Here is an 18434-nt window from a genome sequence, read left to right on the forward strand (position 1 = left end):
GCACGAGCCACTCGGCATCATCGTCGCCACCCTCGGTCGCAGGCTCGTCACCGGGCCGGTAGGCCAGTCCGAGGAGCCGTGTCCGGATGGGCTCAGGCGGCGTCCTCGACGTCGAGGGTGACGTCGACGCTCGACCCGCTCGCGGTCTTGGTGACCCTCAGCTGCGCCGGGATGCGCTGGCGCATGTCGGCGACGTGGGAGATGACCCCGACCGATCGTCCGCCGCTGCGCAGGTCGTCGAGGACGGTGAGCACCTGCTCGAGCGCCGCGTCGTCCAGGCTGCCGAAGCCCTCGTCGATGAAGAGGGTCTGCAGGTCGATCCCGCCCGACTCCTCACGGACGGCGTCGGCGGTACCGAGCGCCAGGGCGAGGGACACCATGAAGGTCTCTCCGCCGGAGAGCGTGGTCGCGGGGCGGTGGCTGCCGGTCCACTGGTCGAGGACCTGGAGCCCAAGGCCGCCCCGGGAGCGCTTGTCGCTGCGGCCGTGGTCGACCTCGAGCTCGTAGCGGCCGTCGGCCATGGTCGAGAGTCGCTCGTTGGCCAGGGCGACGATGCGCTCGAGCCGCACGGCGAGGACGTAGGTGGTCAGCGAGATGCCGTCGGCGTTGTCGTCGCCGCGGCCGGAGGCAAGGCCGGCGAGCTCGGTGACGAGCTCGAGCCGCGCGGTCAGCGGGCCGCTCTCGGCGACGAGCTCGGCCAGCTGTTTGCGGTGCTCGGCGACCTCACGCGCGGCGTGCTGGACCTGACCGAGGAGCGTCGCCGCGCCCTGCCACCGGGTCCGCGCGTGCTCGAGGGCCAGGGTGAGTCCGTCGACGTCGGGCCGCGGCTGCTCGAGTGCGGCAGCGACGTCGGGGTCCGCGAGGACGTCGGTGACGACGGCGCGCCGCTCGGCGTAGCCGCCCGCCTGCTGGGCGATCTGCTCCCGCGTCGCCGCGTCGAGGACCGCGGCCGCCGCCGCGGCGACGGTGTCGATGCGCTCGGCTGCCAGCGCACGGTCACGGGCGTCCGTCGCCTCGGTGACGAGCGCATCGGCGGCGGCGAGGGCCCGCCGCGACTCCTGGAGCGCGCGTGCGCGTGCCCCCGCGGCGTCGTGGGTGCTCCGAGCCGCCACGGCGCGAGCGAGCGCCGCTGCCTCCGACGCGGCCCCCTCGGATCGTGCGTGCGCCGCGGCAGGTCCCGCCTCAGGATCGGCGCCTCCGTCCGACTCGGGGGCGTCGAGGTCGTGCAGGCAGGGGCAGCCGGCGTGCTCGGCGAGCAGCCGTGCGACCGCATCCGCGCTCGCCGCGGCCCGGGCCTGCTCCGTCTCGAGCAGCCCGCTGCTGCGGTGGAGCCGGGCGGTCAGGGCCTCCTCCCGGGCCTCGAGGCCGGCGCGCTCCGCCGCGAGCTCGGCGAGCAGGGACTCGGTCTCGGGGATCGTCGCCGCGACGGACCGCACCTGCTCCACCTCGCGCGCCAGGATCTCGGCGTCGCGGAGGAGGGCAGCGCGCTCGCGAGGCTCCGCGGCCAGGGCCTGCGTCAGCTGGGAGGCCCGGGCCTGGCACGCTGCGAGGGAGGCCTGCGCGGCGTCGACCGCCGCGAGCTCGTCGCGCCAGGCCCCCTCGGCGGACTCGAGGACGGCGTCGTCGATCCGGCTGCGGCGCTGAGCCGGCTCGGGGTGCTCCGGCGAGCCGCAGACGAGGCACGGGTCACCGGGGGAGAGACCCTCGGCCAGCTCGCCCGCCATGTCGTCGAGGCGCTGCCGGATGAGGTCCTGATGACGCTCGCGCGCCGCCTGGGCCCGGTCTCGGGCGTCGCGGACGAGGTCCGCGGCCGCGGGCAGGGTCACGGTGGTGAGGTCGTCGAGCTCGGTGCGGGTCGCGACGAGGGTGGCCAGGGTGCGGGCCTCGCCGGTGAGCCGGTCGAGGTCGGCGGCGGCCGCACGAGCCTCCTCGCGGGTCACGGTCGCCGCATCGAGACGCTCCGCGATGCGCGTGCGCTCGTCCGTGAGCGCGGCGAGTCCTGCCGTGACGCCATCGACGTCGGTCGCCAGCTGTGGCAGCCGCTGCAGGCTCTCCTGCCACCGGCGTCCCTCGTGGGGGAGCTCGTCGACCGTCGGGTCGTGCTCCGCGAGCCGTCTGAGCCATGCGGCCAGCCCGTCGTTGTCTAGCCCGGCGAGCCCGGTGCCGGCCGAGGTGGCGGCGCGGTCGGTCTCGGCCTGGATCCGGCCGAGGTGGGTCTCGGCGCGCTCGAGCGCCGCCTGGTGGGCGAGCGCCCGGCCGGCCCGCTCGGCGAGGTCGAGCCGCTCGAGACGTGCCTGCTGCTCGTCGGCGGTGCTCTCCAGCTCGACCAGCGCGGACTGCGCGGCAAGGCCCCGATCGTGACGCTCCGCCCGGGTCCGGGCCTCGGCGAGCACCCGCTCCGCCGTGCGGTGGGCGACATCGGTGCTGTCAGCGTCGGCCAGCGCGGTGGTCGCCTGCTGCTGGACCCGCTCGTCGACCTGCGCGACGGCTGCCAGGAGCTCGTCCCCGACGAGGGAGGACCATCCGTCACCCCCGGCCTGCGCTGCCTCGTCGTCCTCGGCGGGGAGAGTGCTCAGCACCCGGACGAGCGAGTGCCGGACGCGCTCCACGTCGTGGCCGGCGTCGCGGGCGGCCGAGGCGAGCCGCTTGCGCTCCTCGACGAGCCACGCCTCGACGTCGGCGAAGGTGTCGACGTCGAAGAGCTTGCGCAGCAGCTCGCCACGGTCGTCGTTGCTCGCGTGGAGGAAGGCCGCGAAGTCGCCCTGCGGGAGCACGACGACCCGGTGGAACTGCGCCGCGGTCATGCCGAGCACGTCCTCGAGGATGCGCCCGGCCTCGTCGAGCCGCGCGGTCAGGTGTGCCCAGGACCCGTCGACGAGCTCGTCGAGCGTCACCGACGCCTGGACGGCCGTCTTGCGGCCCGGGCGGGTGAAGGAGGGAGAGCGCCGGATGCGGAACCGGCGCCCGCTCAGCGTCACCTCGAGCAGCACCTGGGGTGCGACGTCGGGGTCCGCGTGGTGGCTGCGCAGGGTCTTCGGGACCCGGGTGCCCGGGACGCTCCCGAAGAGGGCGAAGGAGATCGCGTCGAGCAGGCTCGTCTTGCCCGAGCCGGTCGGGCCCGAGATGAGGAAGAGCCCGGCCTCGCCGAGCCCGTCGAGATCGATGCTCTGCGTCTGGGCGAAGGGACCGAAGGCGGTGACCTCGAGGTGGTGGACCCTCACGCCGCACCCCGCGTGGCGTCTGCCCCGCCCGCCTGACCCTCGTCGTCGGCGCGGCTGCGGCGGGCCCGCGACCCCTCCAGCGCCTCGACGAGCAGCGCTCGCTCGGCCTCGCCCGCCGGGCGCCCGGGCCGCATCGCCGCGACGAAGTCGGTGCACACCTCGATGCTCGGGCGTCCGCTGACCGTCGTCGCGCGGGCTCGCACAGGCGTCGGGGCAGCGACCGGGTCGAGCTGGAGCGAGAGGGCGAAGGGGAAGCGGCGGCGGAGCTGGTCCATGGCCCGTCGAGGGCGCACGGCGTCGGTGAGCGTCGCCTGGACGTAGGACTGCTCGGCGTGGACGTGCCGGGCATCGGTGAGGAGCTCGTCGAGGGTGCCCCGGAGGACGGCGACCGGCCGCTCGACGGGAGCGTCGACCTGCTCGACCCGCACGGCGCCGTCCACAGCGAGGTCCACGAGGAGCGAGCCCTTCGTGTGCCCTGCCTCGGAGAAGGACATCGCCACGGGGGAGCCGGAGTAGCGCACCCCGGGGGCGATCTCCTGCGGCCGGTGCAGGTGCCCGAGCGCGGTGTAGGCCACACCCGAGAAGATGCCGGCCGGCACCATCGACACCCCGCCGACGGTGATGTCGCGCTCCGAGTCGGACACCGTGCCCCCGGAGGCGAAGCAGTGGGCCGCGACGACGGTCTGCGGACCGCGTCCGGCAGCGTCGGCGCGCACCCGTCCCATCGCCGCCCCGAGCACGGCCGCGTGGCTGCGGACCGAGACGCCGAGCCCGTCGGTGACGGTGCACGACGCGGGGTCGAGGTAGGGGAGCGGGTAGATCGCCGCACCGCCGACGAGGACGGGCCGGCCGATGTCCTCGATGCCGGTGCGGATGTGCACGCCGGCCCGCTCGAGGATGACCGAGCCGAAACCGAGCCGGCGAGCCGAGTCGTGGTTGCCCGGGGCGATGACCACCTCGGCACCGGCCTCACGCAGCCGGACGATGCTCTCGGAGAGCAGCTCCACGGCATCGGGTGCCGGGATCGCCCGGTCGTACACGTCACCGGCGACGACGACCGCGTCGACCGCTTCGTCCCGGACAACGTCGACAAGGTGATCGAGGTAGGCCGACTGGGCACCGAGCAGACCCACCCCGTGGAAGGAGCGGCCCAGGTGCCAGTCGGACGTGTGGATCAACCTCATGGCCCTCACGCTACGAGCGAGCACCGACAACGCTGCGGACGCGCGCCGTCCGGGGCCAGATCTGTGCTTGGCTAGGGTCCCGACCGAGGAGGACCCGTGGGCAAGGAAGTCGCCGCGCAGAGCTACACGCGCGAGGAGCGCCAGCGCTACCGCGAGAAGGTCCACCAGAACCTCGACGTCTTCGAGCGGATGCTCGCCGAGGCCCACTTCGAGGCCGAGCGTCCCCTCACCGGGCTGGAGATCGAGCTCAACCTCATCGACGAGGACCACGACCCGGCCTTCGCCAACGCCGAGGTGCTCGAGGCGATCGACGACCCCGACTTCCAGACCGAGCTCGCACGGTTCAACATCGAGCTCAACGTCGCGCCGCGGCCGCTGCCCGGCGACTCGGCGCTCGGCCTCGAGACCGAGCTGCGCAGCTCGCTCGACGAGGCCGACCAGCGGGCCCGCAGCCGGGGCAGCCGGATCGTCGCCATCGGCATCCTCCCGACGATCCGGCCGGAGCACTTCCAGGGCGAGTGGATCAGCCGCAACAACCGCTACACGGCGCTCAACGACTCGATCTTCGTCGCGCGCGGCGAGGACATCGCCATCGACATCGAGGGGCCGACGGGGGAGCGCGTGCACACCTTCGCCGACTCCATCGCCCCCGAGTCCGCCTGCACCTCGGTCCAGCTCCACCTCCAGGTCAGCCCGGGCGACTTCGCCGACCACTGGAACGCCGCGCAGGCCGTCAGCGCGCCGCAGGTCGCGCTCGCCGCGAACTCACCCTTCTTCTTCGGCCGGCGGCTGCACGCCGAGACCCGGATCGAGCTCTTCAAGCAGGCCACCGACACCCGGCCGATCGAGCTGAAGAACCAGGGCGTCCGCCCGCGCGTCTTCTTCGGCGAGCGGTGGATCACCTCGATCTTCGACCTCTTCGAGGAGAACGTCCGCTACTTCCCGGCCTTGCTCGCCGAGTCCACCGACGAGGACCCCGTCGCGGTCCTCGAGGAGGGCGGCACGCCGAGGCTCGCCGAGCTCAACCTGCACAACGGCACCGTCTACCGCTGGAACCGGCCGATCTACGACATCGCGGACGGAGGCCCGCACGTCCGCGTCGAGAACCGTGTGCTGCCGGCCGGCCCGACGATCGTCGACGTGCTGGCCAACGCCGCCTTCTACTACGGCCTCGTCCGCACCCTCGCGACCGAGGAGCGTCCGGTGTGGACGAGGCTCTCCTTCGTCGCGGCCCGGGCGAACTTCGACGCGGCCGCCAGGGACGGGCTGGACGCCCGCCTCTACTGGCCGGGTCAGGGAGAGGTCGGGGCGGACGAGCTCACGCTGCGTCACCTGCTGCCGCTGGCGGCGAAAGGGTTGGAGGACTGGGGCGTCTCGCAGTCGGTCTGCGACCGCTACCTCAGCGTCATCGAGGGGCGCTGCACGACGGGCCAGAACGGCGCCGCCTGGCAGACGTCGTGCGTCCAGCGGCTCGAGGAGCGCGGGGCCGACCGGAGGGAGGCGCTGGCCCAGATGCTCGAGCGGTACGTCGAGCACATGCACACCAACGAGCCCGTCCACACCTGGCCGCTGCCCGGCTGACGGGCGTCAGACGAGCGCGGCGAGCCCACCGACGGGGACGTTCCACGCGATGACGCACGGGTCCTCGCGGTAGAACCCGAGGATCGAGACGGCGCCCGCGTCGAGCACGAGCTGCGCTGCGAGCCGGGGTGCGTGGCCGAGCCACACCGCCGTCAGGATCCGCAGCGCGTGGCCGTGACCCACGAGAGCCACGTCCCGTCCCTCCTCGACGTTCGGTCGGACCCGGGCCAGCACCCGCGAGGCGCGCGCCGCGACCTCCTCGACGGTCTCCCCAGGGGACGCGCCGGGGGACACCCCGTCGAAGACCGTCCACGACGGTCCCTCTTCCTCGCGGATCTCGGCCGTCGTCCTCCCTTCGGCCGCTCCGTAGTCCCACTCCCGCAGGTCCACGTCGACCTCGCCCTCGAGGCCGGCCAGCTCGGCCGTCCGGCGCGCCCGACCGAGGTCGGAGGTGAGCACGCGGGCGAAGGGGAAGCGCGCCAGGTGCTCGGCGAGCGACCTCGCGTCCTCCTCGCCCTCGGGCAGGAGGGGCAGATCGGTCAGCCCGGTATGGCGCCCGTCCCGGCTCCACTCGGTCTGGCCGTGACGGACGAGCACCAGCCGGCCGGCGGAAGAGGTCATGATGGGCATCATAGGAAGCAGCACCCAGCGACGGAGGGGACGAGGATGGCTCAGCAGGACGGCGCAGAGGCCACCGGAGGGACGGGCACCGGCTATCGAGAGGTCACCCTGACCCGCACCTCCCTCGGGCACTACACCGCCCGCAACGCGCGCGGCGGGGAGATCCGCCTCGCTGCGGGGGACGACGACAGCTTCACCCCGGTCGAGCTGCTCCTCGCGGCGATCGCCGGCTGCAGCGCGGTCGACGTCGACCACATCACGAGCCGCCGCGCCGAGCCCGAGGCCTTCGACGTGCAGGTGAGCGGCGTCAAGGCGTCGACCCCGGAGTCGGGCAACCACATGAGCGACCTCGAGGTGACCTTCACCCTGCGCTTCCCCGAGGGGGAGGACGGCGACCGAGCCCGGGCGGCGCTCCCGCGAGCCGTCGAGCAGTCGCGCGACCGGCTCTGCACGGTCTCGCGGACCGTCCAGCTCGGCACCCCGATCACGATGCGTGCGGCGGACCTCCCGGGGACGGATGGCTGAGCGCACCGACATCGTCGTCATCGGCGGGGGGCAGGCCGGGCTCGCCTGCAGCTACTGGCTCTCCCGCGCCGGCATCGACCACCTCGTCCTCGACGAGCAGGACCGGCCGGGCGGGGCCTGGCACCGGACGTGGCCCTCGCTGCGCCTCTTCTCGCCGTCGGCGTACTCGTCGCTGCCGGGTCGGACGATGCCGCCGCACCCGGACGTCTTCCCACCGGTCAGCCACGTCCTCGAGTACCTCGCGGACTACGAGGAGCGCTACCAGGTCCCGGTCCGACGCCCGGTGCGCGTCACCGACGTGAGCGCCGACGTCGACGGGCTGAGCGTGCACACCGACGGGGGAGAGGTGCGCGCCCGCCACGTCATCAACGCCACCGGGACGTGGCGGGCCCCCTTCGTCCCGATGGTCGAGGGGGCGGGCCGCTTCCGCGGCCGGCAGATCCACTCGGCCCACTACGAGGGCCCGGCGGCCTTCGCCGGGCAGCGGGTGGCGGTCGTCGGCGGCGGCAACTCCGGGGTCCAGATCACCGCCGACCTCGTCGGCACGGCGGAGCAGGTGCACCTGTGCTCGACCACCCGCCTGCGCTTCCTGCCGGACGAGGTCGACGGTCGCTACCTCTTCCAGCGCGCGACCGCCCGGGTCCAGAGCAGCGCGGAGCAGGAGCCCGAGCTCTCCGGCACCATCGTCGCGATGCCGGCGGTCCGGGAGGCCAGGGCGAAGGGGGCGCTGCGGCTGCGCGCGATGCCTGACCGTCTCGATGAGACGGGTGCCGTCATCGGGCGGGCGCACGTCGACCTGGACGCCGTGATCTGGGCGACGGGGTTCCGGCCCGCGCTGCGGCACCTTCGATCCCTCCGCCTCCGAGCGCGGGACGGGATCCCCGAGGTCAAGGGCAACCGGTCGACGAAGGACCCTCGGGTCTCCTTCGTCGGCTACGGGGACTGGACCGGGCCGGCGTCGGCGACGCTCATCGGCGTGGGCCGGACGGCCAGGGCCCTCGTGGACGCCCTGGAGGAAGAGCTTCGGCCCTAGGCTGACCCGCATGGCCACCTTCGTCGAGGTCCACCCGGACAACCCCCAGGCACGCACCATCGCCCAGGTCGCGCAGCGCATCCGTGAGGGCGCCCTCGTCGCCTTCCCGACCGACTCCGGCTACGCCCTCGGCGGGCGGCTCGACGACCAGGCCATCAAGGACCGGATCCGCGACATCCGGCGGCTCGACGACAAGCACCACTACACGCTGCTGTGCCGAGACTTCGCCCAGCTGGGGCAGCTCGTGCACGTCGACAACCACATGTTCCGTGCGATCCGCGCGGCCACCCCGGGGCCGTACACGTTCATCCTCCCGGCGACGAAGGAGGTGCCCCGGCGGCTGCTGCACGCCAAGAAGAAGACCGTCGGTGTGCGCATCCCGGACCACCCCGTCGTCCAGGCCCTCCTCGAGGAGCTCGGCGAGCCGCTGCTCTCGAGCACCCTGCTGCTGCCCGGCCATGAGGAGACCCCGGTCTTCGGCTGGGACGTCAAGGAGGAGCTCGACCACGCCGTCGACATCGTCATCGACGCCGGCGAGGTGAGCACCGCTCCGACGACGGTCATCGACTACAGCTCCGGGACGGCCGAGGTGGCCCGCCACGGAGCCGGTGACGCCGACCCCTTCGAGGGTTAGCCCGAGCCGTTCCTGCGCCCGGTGGCCCTGCGGGTGCTCCGCCGCGCCCGCAGCCGCACCTCGGTGAGCGGACCGGCCGTCCGCGTCTCGAGGTAGGACTGCTCCGCGACGAGCGAGCTGAGCTTCTGGTGACCGAAGTCGCGCGGGTCGAAGTCCGCGTGCGCGCGGCCGAGGTGCTGACCGACCTGGCCCAGGGAGGCCCAGCCCTCGTCGTTGGAGGTCGCGTTGATCGCCTTGGTCAGAGCGCTCTGGAGGTTGATGCTCGAGCTCTGGCCGTCGTCGGGCGCGTCCGCGCCGGACGTCGCGCTCGGCGTGGGCTCCTCGTCCGCGGCGGACTCCTCGCCCAGGACCTCGAGGAAGATGAACTGGTCGACCGCCCGACGCAGCGACTCCGGGGTCTTGCGCAGCCCGAGCCCGTAGACCCGGCGCCCGGACTCCCTCAGCCGGGTGGCCAGCCGGGTGAAGTCCGAGTCGGAGGAGACGAGCGCGAAGGCCTCGACGTTGCCCTGCCACAGCAGGTCCATCGCGTCGATGATCAGGGCGGAGTCCGAGGAGTTCTTGCCCTTGGTGTAGGCGAACTGCTGGACGGGCTGGATCGCGTTGCGGTGCAGCTCGGACTTCCAGCCGGAGAGCTGCGAGGTGGTCCAGTCGCCGTAGGCACGCTTGACCGTCGGGGTGCCGTACTTCGCGAGCTCCTCGAGGATGTCGCCGGCATGCTTGGCCGAGACGTTGTCGCAGTCGATGAGCACGGCGATACGGGCGGAGCCGCGGGTGTCGGTCTCGGCGGTCATCGGGGCGCCACCTCCTCGCGGGCCTGGACGAAGGCGTCGACGCAGGCCCGGACGTCCTCCTCGGAGTGTGCCGCGGAGAGCTGGACCCGGATGCGGGCCTGCCCCTTCGGGACGACGGGGTAGGAGAAGGCGATGACGTAGATCCCGAGCTCGAGCATGCGGTCGGCCACCTGGGTCGCCTGCCGGGCGCCCTCCTCGCCGGGGAACATCACCGGGACGATCGCGTGCTCGCCGGGGAGCAGCTCGAAGCCGGCGTCGGTCATGAGCCCGCGGAAGAGGGCGGCGTTGCGGCGCAGCACCTGCCGCAGCTTGTCGGACCCGCGCGCGATGTGGACGGCCTTGAGCGAGCCGGCGACGACGGACGGCGCGACGGCGTTGGAGAAGAGGTAGGGGCGCGCCCGCTGCTTGAGCAGGTCGACGACCTCCCGGGGCCCGGCGACGAAGCCGCCGCTGCCGCCCCCGAGAGCCTTGCCGAGGGTGCCGGTGACGATGTCGACGCGGTCCATCACCCCGCACGCCTCGTGCGAGCCACGACCGTGCTCGCCGACGAAGCCGGTCGCGTGCGAGTCGTCGACCATGACGAGGGCGCCGTGCTCCTCGGCGAGGTCGCAGATCTCCGCCAGGGGAGCGAGGTAGCCGTCCATGGAGAAGGCGCCGTCGGTGACGACGAGGATGCGCCGCGCACCCCCGGCGCGGGCCTCCTCGAGCTGGGTGCGCAGGTCGTCCATGTCGCGGTTCGCGTAGCGACGGCGCTGCGCCTTGCTCAGCCGCACGCCGTCGATGATCGAGGCGTGGTTGAGGGCGTCGGAGATGATGACGTCCTCGGGTCCGAGCAGGACCTCGAAGATGCCACCGTTGGCGTCGAAGCACGATGGGAAGAGGATCGAGTCCTCCGTCCCCACGAGGTCGGCGATGGCCTCCTCGAGCTCTCGGTGCTGGGTCTGCGTGCCGCAGATGAAGCGCACGCTCGCCATGCCGAAGCCCCACTCGTCGAGCGCGTCGCGGGCGGCCGCGACGACGTCGGGATGGTTGGCCAGCCCGAGGTAGTTGTTGGCGCAGAAGTTCAGCGCCTCCCCGGCGGCGGTCGCGATGTGCGCGGACTGCGGCGTGGTGATGAGGCGCTCGGTCTTCGTCAGCCCGGCGGCCTCGATCTCGTCGAGCTCGCTGCGCAGGTCGTCCTTGATCGCGTACATGTCAGCTCCAGTCCATGACGACCTTGCCGCACTGCCCGGAGCGGGCGGTGTCGAAGGCGGTCTGCCACTCGGTTGCGGGGAAGCGGTGCGTGATGACCGAGGTGACGGCATCACGCAGCGCGCGGGAGGTCGAGAGCATCGAGCTCATGGCGTACCAGGTGTCGTACATCTCGCGGCCGTAGATGCCCTTGATGGTGATCATGTGGGTGATCACCTTGCCCCAGTCGACCGGGTAGGGCTCCTTGGGCAGGCCGAGCATCGCGATCCGGCCGCCGTGGTTCATGTGGTCGATCATCGACGCGACGGCCGGGGGAGCACCGCTCATCTCGAGGCCGATGTCGAAGCCCTCGCGCATCCCGAGGGCACGCATCGCCTGACGCAGGTCGCCCTCGGCCGGGTTGACGCAGATGTCGGCGCCCGCTGCCCGGGCGAGCGCGAGGCGCTCCCCGGAGAGGTCGGTGACGGCGACGTAGCGCGCCCCGACGTGCCGGGCGATCGCCACGGCCATGACACCGATCGGCCCGGCGCCAGTGACGACCACGTCCTCACCGGCGAGGGGGAAGGAGAGGGTCGTGTGGGTCGCGTTGCCGAGCGGGTCGAAGACCGCGGCGAGGTCGGGGTCGAAGTCCTCGGGCTGGACCCAGACGTTGCTCGCGGGGATGACGACGTGCTCGGCGAAGGCCCCGTCCCGGTTGACCCCGATGCCCTGGGTGTTGATGCACAGGTGGCGACGGCCGGCGCGGCAGTTGCGGCACCGGCCGCAGACGATGTGTCCCTCCCCGGAGACGAGCTGGCCGACCTCGACGTCGGTGACGTCGGGGCCGACCTCGGCGACGATGCCGCTGAACTCGTGCCCGAGGATCATCGGGGTCCGCACCGTCTCGGCGGCCCACGGGTCCCAGTCGTGGAGGTGCAGGTCGGTGCCGCACAGACCGGCACGCAGGACCCGGATCTTCACCTCCCGCGGTCCGGGCGTGGGCTCGGGGACGTCGATCATCTCCAGGCCCGGTCCGGGGCGGGTCTTGACGAGGGCACGCATCGGTGGAGCTCCCTCCTGGGTCGCGGGACGGTCTCGGTCGAGACCTGGGTCACGGTAGCGCGAAGGGGGGTCCGCCCCCTGGCCGGTCGGCAGCGGGGACCGTAGGGTCGGGGCATGACCGAGCCCACCACGCCGATCGCTGGGCCGCCTGCCTCCGGCCCCCCGCCGGCCTACCCCTTCGCCCCGCTGCCACCCGACCACCCGCAGGCCCTCACGGTCCTCGTCCTCGGGATCCTCGGGGTCTCGATGGTTCCCTTCACCGCGCCGGTCGCGTGGTACCTCGGGGCCCAGGCGCTCCGGGAGATCGACGCGCAGCCGGGGCGCTACGGCCGCCGCGACTGGGTGAACGTCGGGCGCATCCTCGGGATCGTCGGCACGCTGCTGCTGGCCTTCGTCGTCGTGATGTTCGTCGGTCTCTTCCTCGTCTGGCTCGCCTCGTTCGCGGCCTTCGCCTCCGGGACGTAGCCGCGCCGGTAGCGTCAGCCATGCACCGTCGAGCCCAACCCCTGGCTCGCTGCCGGCAGTAGCGTGCCCGCATGGAGCAGCGCGCGAACTTCGTCACCCTCGCCGTCGAGGACGTCGACCGATCGAGGGCCTTCTACGTCGACGGGCTGGGCTGGCAGCCGGTGTTCGAGGCGCCCGGGGAGGTGCTCTTCCTCCCCGTCGGCCACGGGCTCGTGCTGTCGCTCTGGTCGCGGGCAGGATTCACCGCGGAGGTGGGGGAGCCCAGCACCGGCCTGGCGCCGATCACCTTGGCGCACAACGTCCTCAGCCCGGCGGAGGTCGACGAGGTGCTGGCCGGGGCAGCCGCCGCGGGCGCCCCGGTCACCCCGGGGGAGCAGCGTGAGTGGGGCGGCTACTCGGGCTACTTCGCCGACCCCGACGGCTACCGCTGGGAGGTCGCGCACGATCCCTCGCCCCTGGGTGATGATCTCGTGACCCAGAGCCGACGATGGCTGGCCGCCCGCACCCCTTCGCCCGTGGCCGGGGTGGCACCCGCGGTCCAGGACCACTACCCGGAGGACGCCGCGCACTGCTACGGGTGCGGTGCGCGCAACCCGCAGGGTCACCAGCTGAAGACCCGGTGGGCGGGGGAGTCCCGGACCGAGACGGTCACCCGCTTCGTCCCCGGCGCCGAGCAGACTGCCATGCCGGGCTACGTCTACGGCGGGCTCGTCGCCTCGGTCGTCGACTGCTCCGGCACCGGATCGGCCGCGCTCGCGGCGACCCACGCCGCGGGGCGTGACCTCGAGGCCGAGGGTGCCCTGCGGTTCGTCACCGGGACCCTCGAGGTCCGCTACGTGCGGCCGACCCCGATGGGGGAGGAGCTCGTGGTCACCGGGCGGATCGAGGAGCTCAAGGGGCGCAAGGTCACCGTCTTGCTCACCGTGGAGGCCGCCGGCTCGGTCGTCGCCGAGGGGCGCGTCGTCGCGCTGCAGCTGCCCGACGAGATGCGCGCATGAGGGACCGGGACGACGCTGGACGGGCCCGCCAGGCGCGTCCTCGAGACGCCCTCGGGCGTCCGTTGCCCTACGGGGCGAAGGGGGTCGAACCGGTGAGCGAGGACCCGTTGCCCCCGCTCGAGACGATCGCCGAGGCCCGCCGCCTGCTCGACGAGGGGCGCCCGTTCTCGGCCCACGAGGTGCTCGAGGCCCGGTGGAAGGCGGCACCCGGGGCTGAGCGCGACCTGTGGCAGGGGCTCGCGCAGATCTGTGTCGGTCTGACGCATCTCGCACGGGGCAACGAGGTCGGAGGCCGCCGGCTGCTGCAGCGGGGCAGCGACCGGGTCGAGGAGTACGGCCGGGGGAGCGGGGAGACCTACGGCCTCGACCTCACCGAGGTCCTGCGCTGCGCACGCGCGTCGTGAGCGCGACCCGTCAGTCCTCGGCGCGGGGCCGCCCGCGCCGGGCCTTGGTCGCCGAGCGCTGACGTTTCGCCTCGAGCCGGCGCCGCTGGGAGCCCTTCGTCGGCCGGGTCGGGCGGCGGGCCGGGGGAGGCGGGGCGAGCGCCTCCCGCAGCAGTGCCGCGAGCCGCTCGCGGGCGGCGACCCGGTTGCGCCGCTGCGATCGGTGCTCCGACGCGTCGACGGTGAGGGTGGTCCCGACGAGCCGGATCTCGAGCCGGCGCAGCGCTCGCTGACGGTGCGCGTCGGTGAGTGCGGTGCTCGCGGCCAGGTCGAGCGAGAGCTGCACCCGCGAGTCGGTGGTGTTGACGCCCTGCCCTCCGGGGCCGGAGGCGCGGGAGAAGCGTTCGACGAGGTCCGCCGCGGGGATGACGAGGCCGCCGGGGATGCCCGGTCCTGGCGGGACCTGGAGGTCTCCGAGGTCAGCCATGACGATCTGTCGAGCGGTCGTCGAGGAGCGCCACGAGCTCTCGCGGGTGCTGCTGAGGGAGTCCGTGCGCGCCGTCGGGCACCGTGACGAGTCGCCCGCCGCCGGCCTCGGCGAGGTCGCCGCACCAGCGCTCGCTGGACACTCGGTCCTCGGAGCCGCGGACGACGAGCACCGTGGCCCGGACGCCCTCCATCACCTCGTCGGCGGTGGTGCCGATCTCGCGACGGAATCCGGCGACCACCCGGGGGCTCGAGCGCACGTAGTCGTAGGCCGCTTGCACCAGGACGCGGGGGGCCTCCTGCGGGACTCCGGCGGCGAGGGCGCCGACATGCTCGCGCAGCCGCGGCATGCGGGGGTCCGGCGAGGGCGACACGAGCGTGACGGCGCGCACCAGCTCCGGGCGGGCAGCAGCGAGCCGGGCGGCTGTGAGCGCACCGAGCGAGTGGCCGACGAGGTCGAGCCCCGGCAGCTGGAGATGGTCCAGCCAGGCAGCGAGGTGGCGGGCCTGGGCACCGGCGCTCATGCCGCCCCGGAGGCGGGCGCTGCGACCGGCGCCCGGAGGATCGACGACCATGACGTCCCGATCCGTCGGGAGGGCGTCGAGCACCCAGCGGTATGCCTGCCAGGACATCGACAGCCCGGGCACGAGCACGAGCGGGACGCGCGAGGTGGCGACATCGGCGTGACGCTCCACCCAGGCGGTCCGCAGCCCACCGACGCGCTCGCGTCGGTGCTCGATCGTGGCCGATGGCTGTCGCACGCTCGGGAGTGTGGCACGACGGCGGAGGGGGGAGCGGCCGTGACCTGTCCACCCGGGATCCCGATCTCGGACTGGGATCGTCACGCTTCGAGCTCGCCGTGACGTCTCGTGGGCTCTGACCGCGGCATGGGCGTGCTTGGGCCGGGAAACCCCGACGTGGCCGACAAAGCTGGGGTGGACCGCGAAGTATCCAGGCCGCGAAGCGGTTTCCTGGTCAAGTGCGGTTTTCCCGGCCGGGCGCTGCATGAGCCCGTGTTGTCAAGGTCGGCCGGGCTTCCTGGACACGACACTGTCATCGGCAGAGGCATATCGCGGTCGGTGCTCGACGCCCGGTTCGATCCACTGAACCACAGGGGGGGAAGTGGGACGAAACGCCACCGTCGCTGCCCAGGTGGGGGGAGCGAGCGGTCGATCAAGCACCGGTCCACCACCCCTTCACCTGACATAATGTCGATTATCGGCACAACGTGGATCGGTCAGGCGGGGCGCGAGAGCGGCCTACGCCTTGCGCAGCCGCCGGGCCTCGACCTCGTAGCGGCTCACCGCCCCACCGGGCGTCCGGAAGAACCGCCGGCGCAGCGCCCCCTGGACCTCGGCGCGGTCGCCGTCGCCCAGACGCTGCGCCGAGCGACGAGCGCCGGCGGACCAGCACGCGACGTCGATCGTGTCGACCGGCTCGCCCCGGCGACGAGACGTGACGAGCCGGAAGGTGACGAGGGCGTCGCCGCTGGGCAGCTCCTTCTCCTCGGGGTCTCCGCTGACCCGGCCCACGAGGTGCACCTCGTTGACGTCCTCCCCCTCGTCGGCCGCAGACCGTGGTTTGGTTGACATAACATCTCCCTCTCGTGTCGTTCTGCCAGACGATCCCCGGGCGGTCGTGCTCTCGGTACCCGACGAGGCGCACCTGTGGGCGACGCGTGACGAGGGCGCCCACCTGTGGATCCCGGGTGGCACGATGGCCCGGTGCAGTGCGACTACTTCGATGCCGGCGCGTGCCGCTCCTGCACCCTCATGGGCGTCCCGTACGCCGACCAGCTCGCCGCGAAGCAGGCCCATGTCGCCCAGCGCCTCGCCGAGGTCGCCCCGGAGCTCACCTGGGAGACTCCCTTCGCCTCCTCCGAGGACGGCTTCCGCAACAAGGCCAAGCTCGTCGTCGGCGGACGCCCGGGTGACATCACCCTGGGCATCCTTGACGACGACGGGCGAGGGGTCGACCTCCGGTCGTGCGGCCTCTACTCCCCCGAGCTGGCGCGCTCTTTCGCCCCGGTCAAGGCCTGGCTGGACCGTCTCCAGGTCCCGCCGTACGACGTCCCACGCCGCCGCGGCGAGATCAAGCACGTCCTCGTCACGGTCAACCCGCGCGGCGAGCTCATGGTCCGCCTCGTCCTGCGCACGGACCGTCACCTCGAGCGGCTCCGGTCCGACCTGCCCCGCCTGCAGGCGGCCCTGCCGAGCCTGAGGGTGCTCAGCGTCAACCTCCAGCCGGAGCACAAGGCGGTCATCGAGGGAGCCGTCGAGGAGGTGGTCACCGAGCACGACCACCTCGTCATGGACGTCGCCGGCCTGCCGCTCCGGCTCCGCCCCCACAGCTTCTTCCAGACGAGCACACGTGCCGCCGAGGCCCTCTACGAGAGCGCCGGGCGCTGGATCCGTGACGTGGCACCCGCCTCGGTCCTCGACCTCTACTGCGGGGTCGGGGGCTTCGCCCTGACCGCCGCCGGGTCGACGAGGGGGATGCCGGTCCACGGCATCGAGATCGCGCAGGAGGCCGTCGTGGCCGCCCGCCAGGCGGCGGCAGACCTTGACCTCGACGTGAGGTTCACCGTCGGCGACGCGTCCGGAGCGGTCCCCACGGCCGATCTCGTGATCGTCAACCCGCCACGTCGCGGGATCGGCCCCCTCGCCGAGACCCTCGAGGCCGGTGACGCCCGGTGGATCATCTACTCGAGCTGCAACGTCGAGTCCCTCGCCCGCGACCTCGAGCAGATGTCGTCGTGGCGACCGGTGCGCGCGCGCCTCGTCGACATGTTCCCGCAGACCGACCACCACGAGGTTATCGTGCTGCTCGAGCGCGGAGCAGAGCCGCCAAGCCCTTCAAGAATGGACGTGAACGGCGTATCGTGACCGATGGCCGGACCGGCTGCTCGTCGATTGTCAAGAGGACACACCAGGTGGGGACCATGTTGTTGCGCAGGGCGCAGGGCGCCCTGGCCCTGGCCGCCGCCGGAGCACTCTTCCTGCCCACCGCGGCTGCGGAGCCGCTCCCCTCCCCCAGCGACCCCGGCGCCAGCGCCACGGCCCAGCCCACCTCCCCGGGCGACCCCACCCCGACCGGGGGCACCGACCCCTTCGTCTACACGGGTCCGGCCGCCCAGCCCTACGCGTCCCTCTCCCCCGAGGAGGTCGCGGCCCAGGTCGACGAGGCGAACGCCCTCGCCGAGCGGATCCTGGCCAACAACCAGGAGATCTCGGCGCTCGTCAAGGAGCTCCAGAAGCACTCCGAGCGGGCCAACACCCTCCTCCAGCGGTACTCGACGGCCAGGCAGAAGCACGACGAGGCCGAGGAGGAGGCGAAGGAGGCCCGCCGCGCCGCCGAGGCCCTGAAGAACCGCCTCGCGGCGGGGCGCAAGGACCTCAGGGACTGGGCCTTCGGCACCTTCACCGAGGCCGGCGGCTACTCCGACACGCTCGCCTTCCTCAACATCATGACGAAGCAGCCGGCCCAGGCCGGCGACTCCGCCGGTGACCTCACCTATCTCACCGACGAGCGCATCCACACCGTCGACCTCGTCCGTGAGGAGACCGAGGAGCAGGCGGCGCTCGCCCGCAGGGCCGAGCAGGCCGAGGAGCGCGCCGCGGCGGAGAAGGCGAAGGCCGACACGGCGCGCAAGGAGCTCGATGCGGTCATCAAGGACCGCAAGGCCAAGCTGGAGACGCTGCGCAAGGACTACACCGACGAGCTCCAGGCCGCCGGGCCGCTCGTCCAGGCGCTCTTCGGCGTCACCGGCTCGGATGCCGAGCAGGCGCAGTCCGCGCTCATGGAGGCGATGGAGAAGGCCGGCCAGGACGTCAGCTCCTTCGAGGGCGGGCGGCCGTGCTCGGACAACGAGGCGTCCTACCCCAACGGCCAGCTGCCCCCCGGCGCGCTGTGCCCGCTCATCGGTGGTGCCGGCGAGGCCCTCCGGCCGCGGGCCGCCGCCGCCTTCAACACGATGTCCACGGCCTACGCGCGCGACACCGGACAGACCATCTGCATCACCGACAGCTACCGCTCGTACGCCGAGCAGGTCATCGTCAAGCAGCAGCGCGGTGGCTGGGCCGCGGCTCCCGGAACCTCCAACCACGGCCTCGGCCTGGCGCTCGACCTCTGCGGCGGCATCAACAGCTTCGGCACCGCGGCGCACGCCTGGATGCAGCAGAACGCCCCGCTCTACGGCTGGTTCCACCCGACCTGGGCCCAGGCCGGTGGCTCGCTGCCCGAGCCGTGGCACTGGGAGTTCGCCGGCTGACGCCGGCCCT

Annotated in this window: 18 protein-coding genes; 9 read left to right on the forward strand and 9 right to left on the reverse strand. The window is 73.0% G+C overall.

Features of this window, described 5'->3' with window-relative positions; all coding sequences use genetic code 11:
- Positions 1–92 precede the first annotated feature (92 nt).
- Positions 93–3221 carry an AAA family ATPase gene (locus JNO54_RS14985; RefSeq protein ID WP_204143671.1) on the reverse strand — a complete coding sequence of 1043 codons (3129 nt, stop codon included), beginning with the start codon at positions 3219–3221 and terminating at the stop codon, positions 93–95.
- On the reverse strand, positions 3218–4405 hold the full coding sequence (locus tag JNO54_RS09430) for an exonuclease SbcCD subunit D (RefSeq protein WP_204143672.1): 1188 nt from the start codon (positions 4403–4405) through the stop codon (positions 3218–3220). The genes JNO54_RS14985 and JNO54_RS09430 overlap by 4 nt, the downstream gene beginning before the upstream one ends.
- 96 nt (positions 4406–4501) lie before the next feature.
- Here JNO54_RS09430 and JNO54_RS09435 point away from each other — a divergent pair, with 96 nt between their 5' ends.
- The gene (locus JNO54_RS09435; protein WP_204143673.1) at positions 4502–5986 is read left to right on the forward strand and encodes a glutamate-cysteine ligase family protein; all 1485 of its coding nucleotides are present in this window, start codon (positions 4502–4504) and stop codon (positions 5984–5986) included.
- A 6-nt stretch (positions 5987–5992) separates the two neighbouring features.
- On the opposite strand, the gene JNO54_RS09440 is transcribed toward JNO54_RS09435, so the two are convergent.
- Positions 5993–6607, reverse strand: a complete 615-nt coding sequence (locus tag JNO54_RS09440; protein WP_307818147.1) for a histidine phosphatase family protein — start codon at positions 6605–6607, stop codon at positions 5993–5995.
- 45 nt (positions 6608–6652) lie between these two features.
- Here JNO54_RS09440 and JNO54_RS09445 point away from each other — a divergent pair, with 45 nt between their 5' ends.
- Genes JNO54_RS09445 through JNO54_RS09455 form a run of 3 tightly spaced genes read left to right on the forward strand, consistent with a single transcriptional unit; the run spans position 6653 to position 8799 of the window.
- Positions 6653–7132, forward strand: a complete 480-nt coding sequence (locus JNO54_RS09445; RefSeq protein WP_204143675.1) for an OsmC family protein — start codon at positions 6653–6655, stop codon at positions 7130–7132.
- Positions 7125–8165 (forward strand): ArsO family NAD(P)H-dependent flavin-containing monooxygenase, encoded by a 1041-nt coding sequence (locus JNO54_RS09450; RefSeq protein ID WP_204143676.1) that lies wholly within the window; start codon positions 7125–7127, stop codon positions 8163–8165. The genes JNO54_RS09445 and JNO54_RS09450 overlap by 8 nt, the downstream gene beginning before the upstream one ends.
- 10 nt (positions 8166–8175) lie before the next feature.
- Positions 8176–8799 (forward strand): L-threonylcarbamoyladenylate synthase, encoded by a 624-nt coding sequence (locus JNO54_RS09455; protein WP_204143677.1) that lies wholly within the window; start codon positions 8176–8178, stop codon positions 8797–8799.
- Here JNO54_RS09455 and JNO54_RS09460 read toward each other — a convergent pair.
- The 3 genes from JNO54_RS09460 to tdh are packed head-to-tail and all read right to left on the reverse strand — an operon-like array spanning position 8796 to position 11822.
- Complete coding sequence (locus JNO54_RS09460; protein ID WP_204143678.1) at positions 8796–9590, reverse strand: NYN domain-containing protein; 795 nt, start codon at positions 9588–9590, stop codon at positions 8796–8798. The genes JNO54_RS09455 and JNO54_RS09460 overlap by 4 nt on opposite strands.
- Entirely contained in the window at positions 9587–10783 is a 1197-nt protein-coding gene (locus tag JNO54_RS09465) for a glycine C-acetyltransferase (protein ID WP_204143679.1), read from the reverse strand. The genes JNO54_RS09460 and JNO54_RS09465 overlap by 4 nt, the downstream gene beginning before the upstream one ends.
- Before the next feature lies 1 nt (position 10784).
- Entirely contained in the window at positions 10785–11822 is a 1038-nt protein-coding gene (tdh, locus tag JNO54_RS09470) for an L-threonine 3-dehydrogenase (protein ID WP_204143680.1), read from the reverse strand.
- Positions 11823–11936: 114 nt separating this feature from the next.
- Here tdh and JNO54_RS09475 point away from each other — a divergent pair, with 114 nt between their 5' ends.
- From JNO54_RS09475 to JNO54_RS09490, 3 genes are all read left to right on the forward strand, one after another.
- Positions 11937–12287 carry a hypothetical protein gene (locus tag JNO54_RS09475; protein WP_204143681.1) on the forward strand — a complete coding sequence of 117 codons (351 nt, stop codon included), beginning with the start codon at positions 11937–11939 and terminating at the stop codon, positions 12285–12287.
- Positions 12288–12358: 71 nt separating this feature from the next.
- Positions 12359–13285, forward strand: coding sequence for a VOC family protein (locus tag JNO54_RS14990; RefSeq protein ID WP_307818148.1), 927 nt, complete (start codon positions 12359–12361; stop codon positions 13283–13285).
- The gene (locus JNO54_RS09490) at positions 13282–13689 is read left to right on the forward strand and encodes a DUF309 domain-containing protein (RefSeq protein WP_204143682.1); all 408 of its coding nucleotides are present in this window, start codon (positions 13282–13284) and stop codon (positions 13687–13689) included. Before JNO54_RS14990 ends, JNO54_RS09490 begins: the two co-directional genes overlap by 4 nt.
- 10 nt (positions 13690–13699) lie before the next feature.
- Here the strand turns inward: JNO54_RS09490 and arfB are convergent, their stop codons facing one another.
- The 3 genes from arfB to JNO54_RS09505 all read right to left on the reverse strand — a co-directional run bounded on the left by arfB (position 13700) and on the right by JNO54_RS09505 (position 15746).
- Positions 13700–14155: an alternative ribosome rescue aminoacyl-tRNA hydrolase ArfB gene (arfB, locus tag JNO54_RS09495; RefSeq protein ID WP_204143683.1), complete on the reverse strand. Its 456-nt coding sequence runs from the start codon at positions 14153–14155 to the stop codon at positions 13700–13702.
- Positions 14148–14915 carry an alpha/beta fold hydrolase gene (locus tag JNO54_RS14810; RefSeq protein WP_204143684.1) on the reverse strand — a complete coding sequence of 256 codons (768 nt, stop codon included), beginning with the start codon at positions 14913–14915 and terminating at the stop codon, positions 14148–14150. Before JNO54_RS14810 ends, arfB begins: the two co-directional genes overlap by 8 nt.
- A gap of 498 nt (positions 14916–15413) precedes the next feature.
- A complete protein-coding gene (locus JNO54_RS09505) occupies positions 15414–15746 on the reverse strand; it encodes a single-stranded DNA-binding protein (RefSeq protein ID WP_204143685.1) in 333 nt (110 codons plus the stop codon).
- 132 nt (positions 15747–15878) lie between these two features.
- Here JNO54_RS09505 and JNO54_RS09510 point away from each other — a divergent pair, with 132 nt between their 5' ends.
- Positions 15879–17039 carry a methyltransferase domain-containing protein gene (locus JNO54_RS09510; RefSeq protein ID WP_204143686.1) on the forward strand — a complete coding sequence of 387 codons (1161 nt, stop codon included), beginning with the start codon at positions 15879–15881 and terminating at the stop codon, positions 17037–17039.
- Positions 17040–17095: 56 nt separating this feature from the next.
- Entirely contained in the window at positions 17096–18424 is a 1329-nt protein-coding gene (locus tag JNO54_RS14545; RefSeq protein ID WP_233703222.1) for a M15 family metallopeptidase, read from the forward strand.
- Positions 18425–18434: the final 10 nt, after the last annotated feature.

Source organism: Janibacter endophyticus, from assembly GCF_016888335.1.
Taxonomy (GTDB): domain Bacteria; phylum Actinomycetota; class Actinomycetes; order Actinomycetales; family Dermatophilaceae; genus Marihabitans; species Marihabitans endophyticum.

Excerpts from the sequence above, each read along its gene's own strand:
- JNO54_RS09430 (WP_204143672.1), bottom strand. The coding sequence starts at position 4,405 with ATGAGGTTGATCCACACGTCCGACTGGCACCTGGGCCGCTCCTTCCAC.
- JNO54_RS09440 (WP_307818147.1), bottom strand. The coding sequence starts at position 6,607 with ATGACCTCTTCCGCCGGCCGGCTGGTGCTCGTCCGTCACGGCCAGACC.
- JNO54_RS09445 (WP_204143675.1), top strand. The coding sequence starts at position 6,653 with ATGGCTCAGCAGGACGGCGCAGAGGCCACCGGAGGGACGGGCACCGGC.
- JNO54_RS09450 (WP_204143676.1), top strand. The coding sequence starts at position 7,125 with ATGGCTGAGCGCACCGACATCGTCGTCATCGGCGGGGGGCAGGCCGGG.
- JNO54_RS09455 (WP_204143677.1), top strand. The coding sequence starts at position 8,176 with ATGGCCACCTTCGTCGAGGTCCACCCGGACAACCCCCAGGCACGCACC.
- JNO54_RS09460 (WP_204143678.1), bottom strand. The coding sequence starts at position 9,590 with ATGACCGCCGAGACCGACACCCGCGGCTCCGCCCGTATCGCCGTGCTC.
- JNO54_RS09465 (WP_204143679.1), bottom strand. The coding sequence starts at position 10,783 with ATGTACGCGATCAAGGACGACCTGCGCAGCGAGCTCGACGAGATCGAG.
- tdh (WP_204143680.1), bottom strand. The coding sequence starts at position 11,822 with ATGCGTGCCCTCGTCAAGACCCGCCCCGGACCGGGCCTGGAGATGATC.
- JNO54_RS09475 (WP_204143681.1), top strand. The coding sequence starts at position 11,937 with ATGACCGAGCCCACCACGCCGATCGCTGGGCCGCCTGCCTCCGGCCCC.
- JNO54_RS14990 (WP_307818148.1), top strand. The coding sequence starts at position 12,359 with ATGGAGCAGCGCGCGAACTTCGTCACCCTCGCCGTCGAGGACGTCGAC.
- JNO54_RS09490 (WP_204143682.1), top strand. The coding sequence starts at position 13,282 with ATGAGGGACCGGGACGACGCTGGACGGGCCCGCCAGGCGCGTCCTCGA.
- arfB (WP_204143683.1), bottom strand. The coding sequence starts at position 14,155 with ATGGCTGACCTCGGAGACCTCCAGGTCCCGCCAGGACCGGGCATCCCC.
- JNO54_RS09505 (WP_204143685.1), bottom strand. The coding sequence starts at position 15,746 with ATGTCAACCAAACCACGGTCTGCGGCCGACGAGGGGGAGGACGTCAAC.
- JNO54_RS14545 (WP_233703222.1), top strand. The coding sequence starts at position 17,096 with ATGTTGTTGCGCAGGGCGCAGGGCGCCCTGGCCCTGGCCGCCGCCGGA.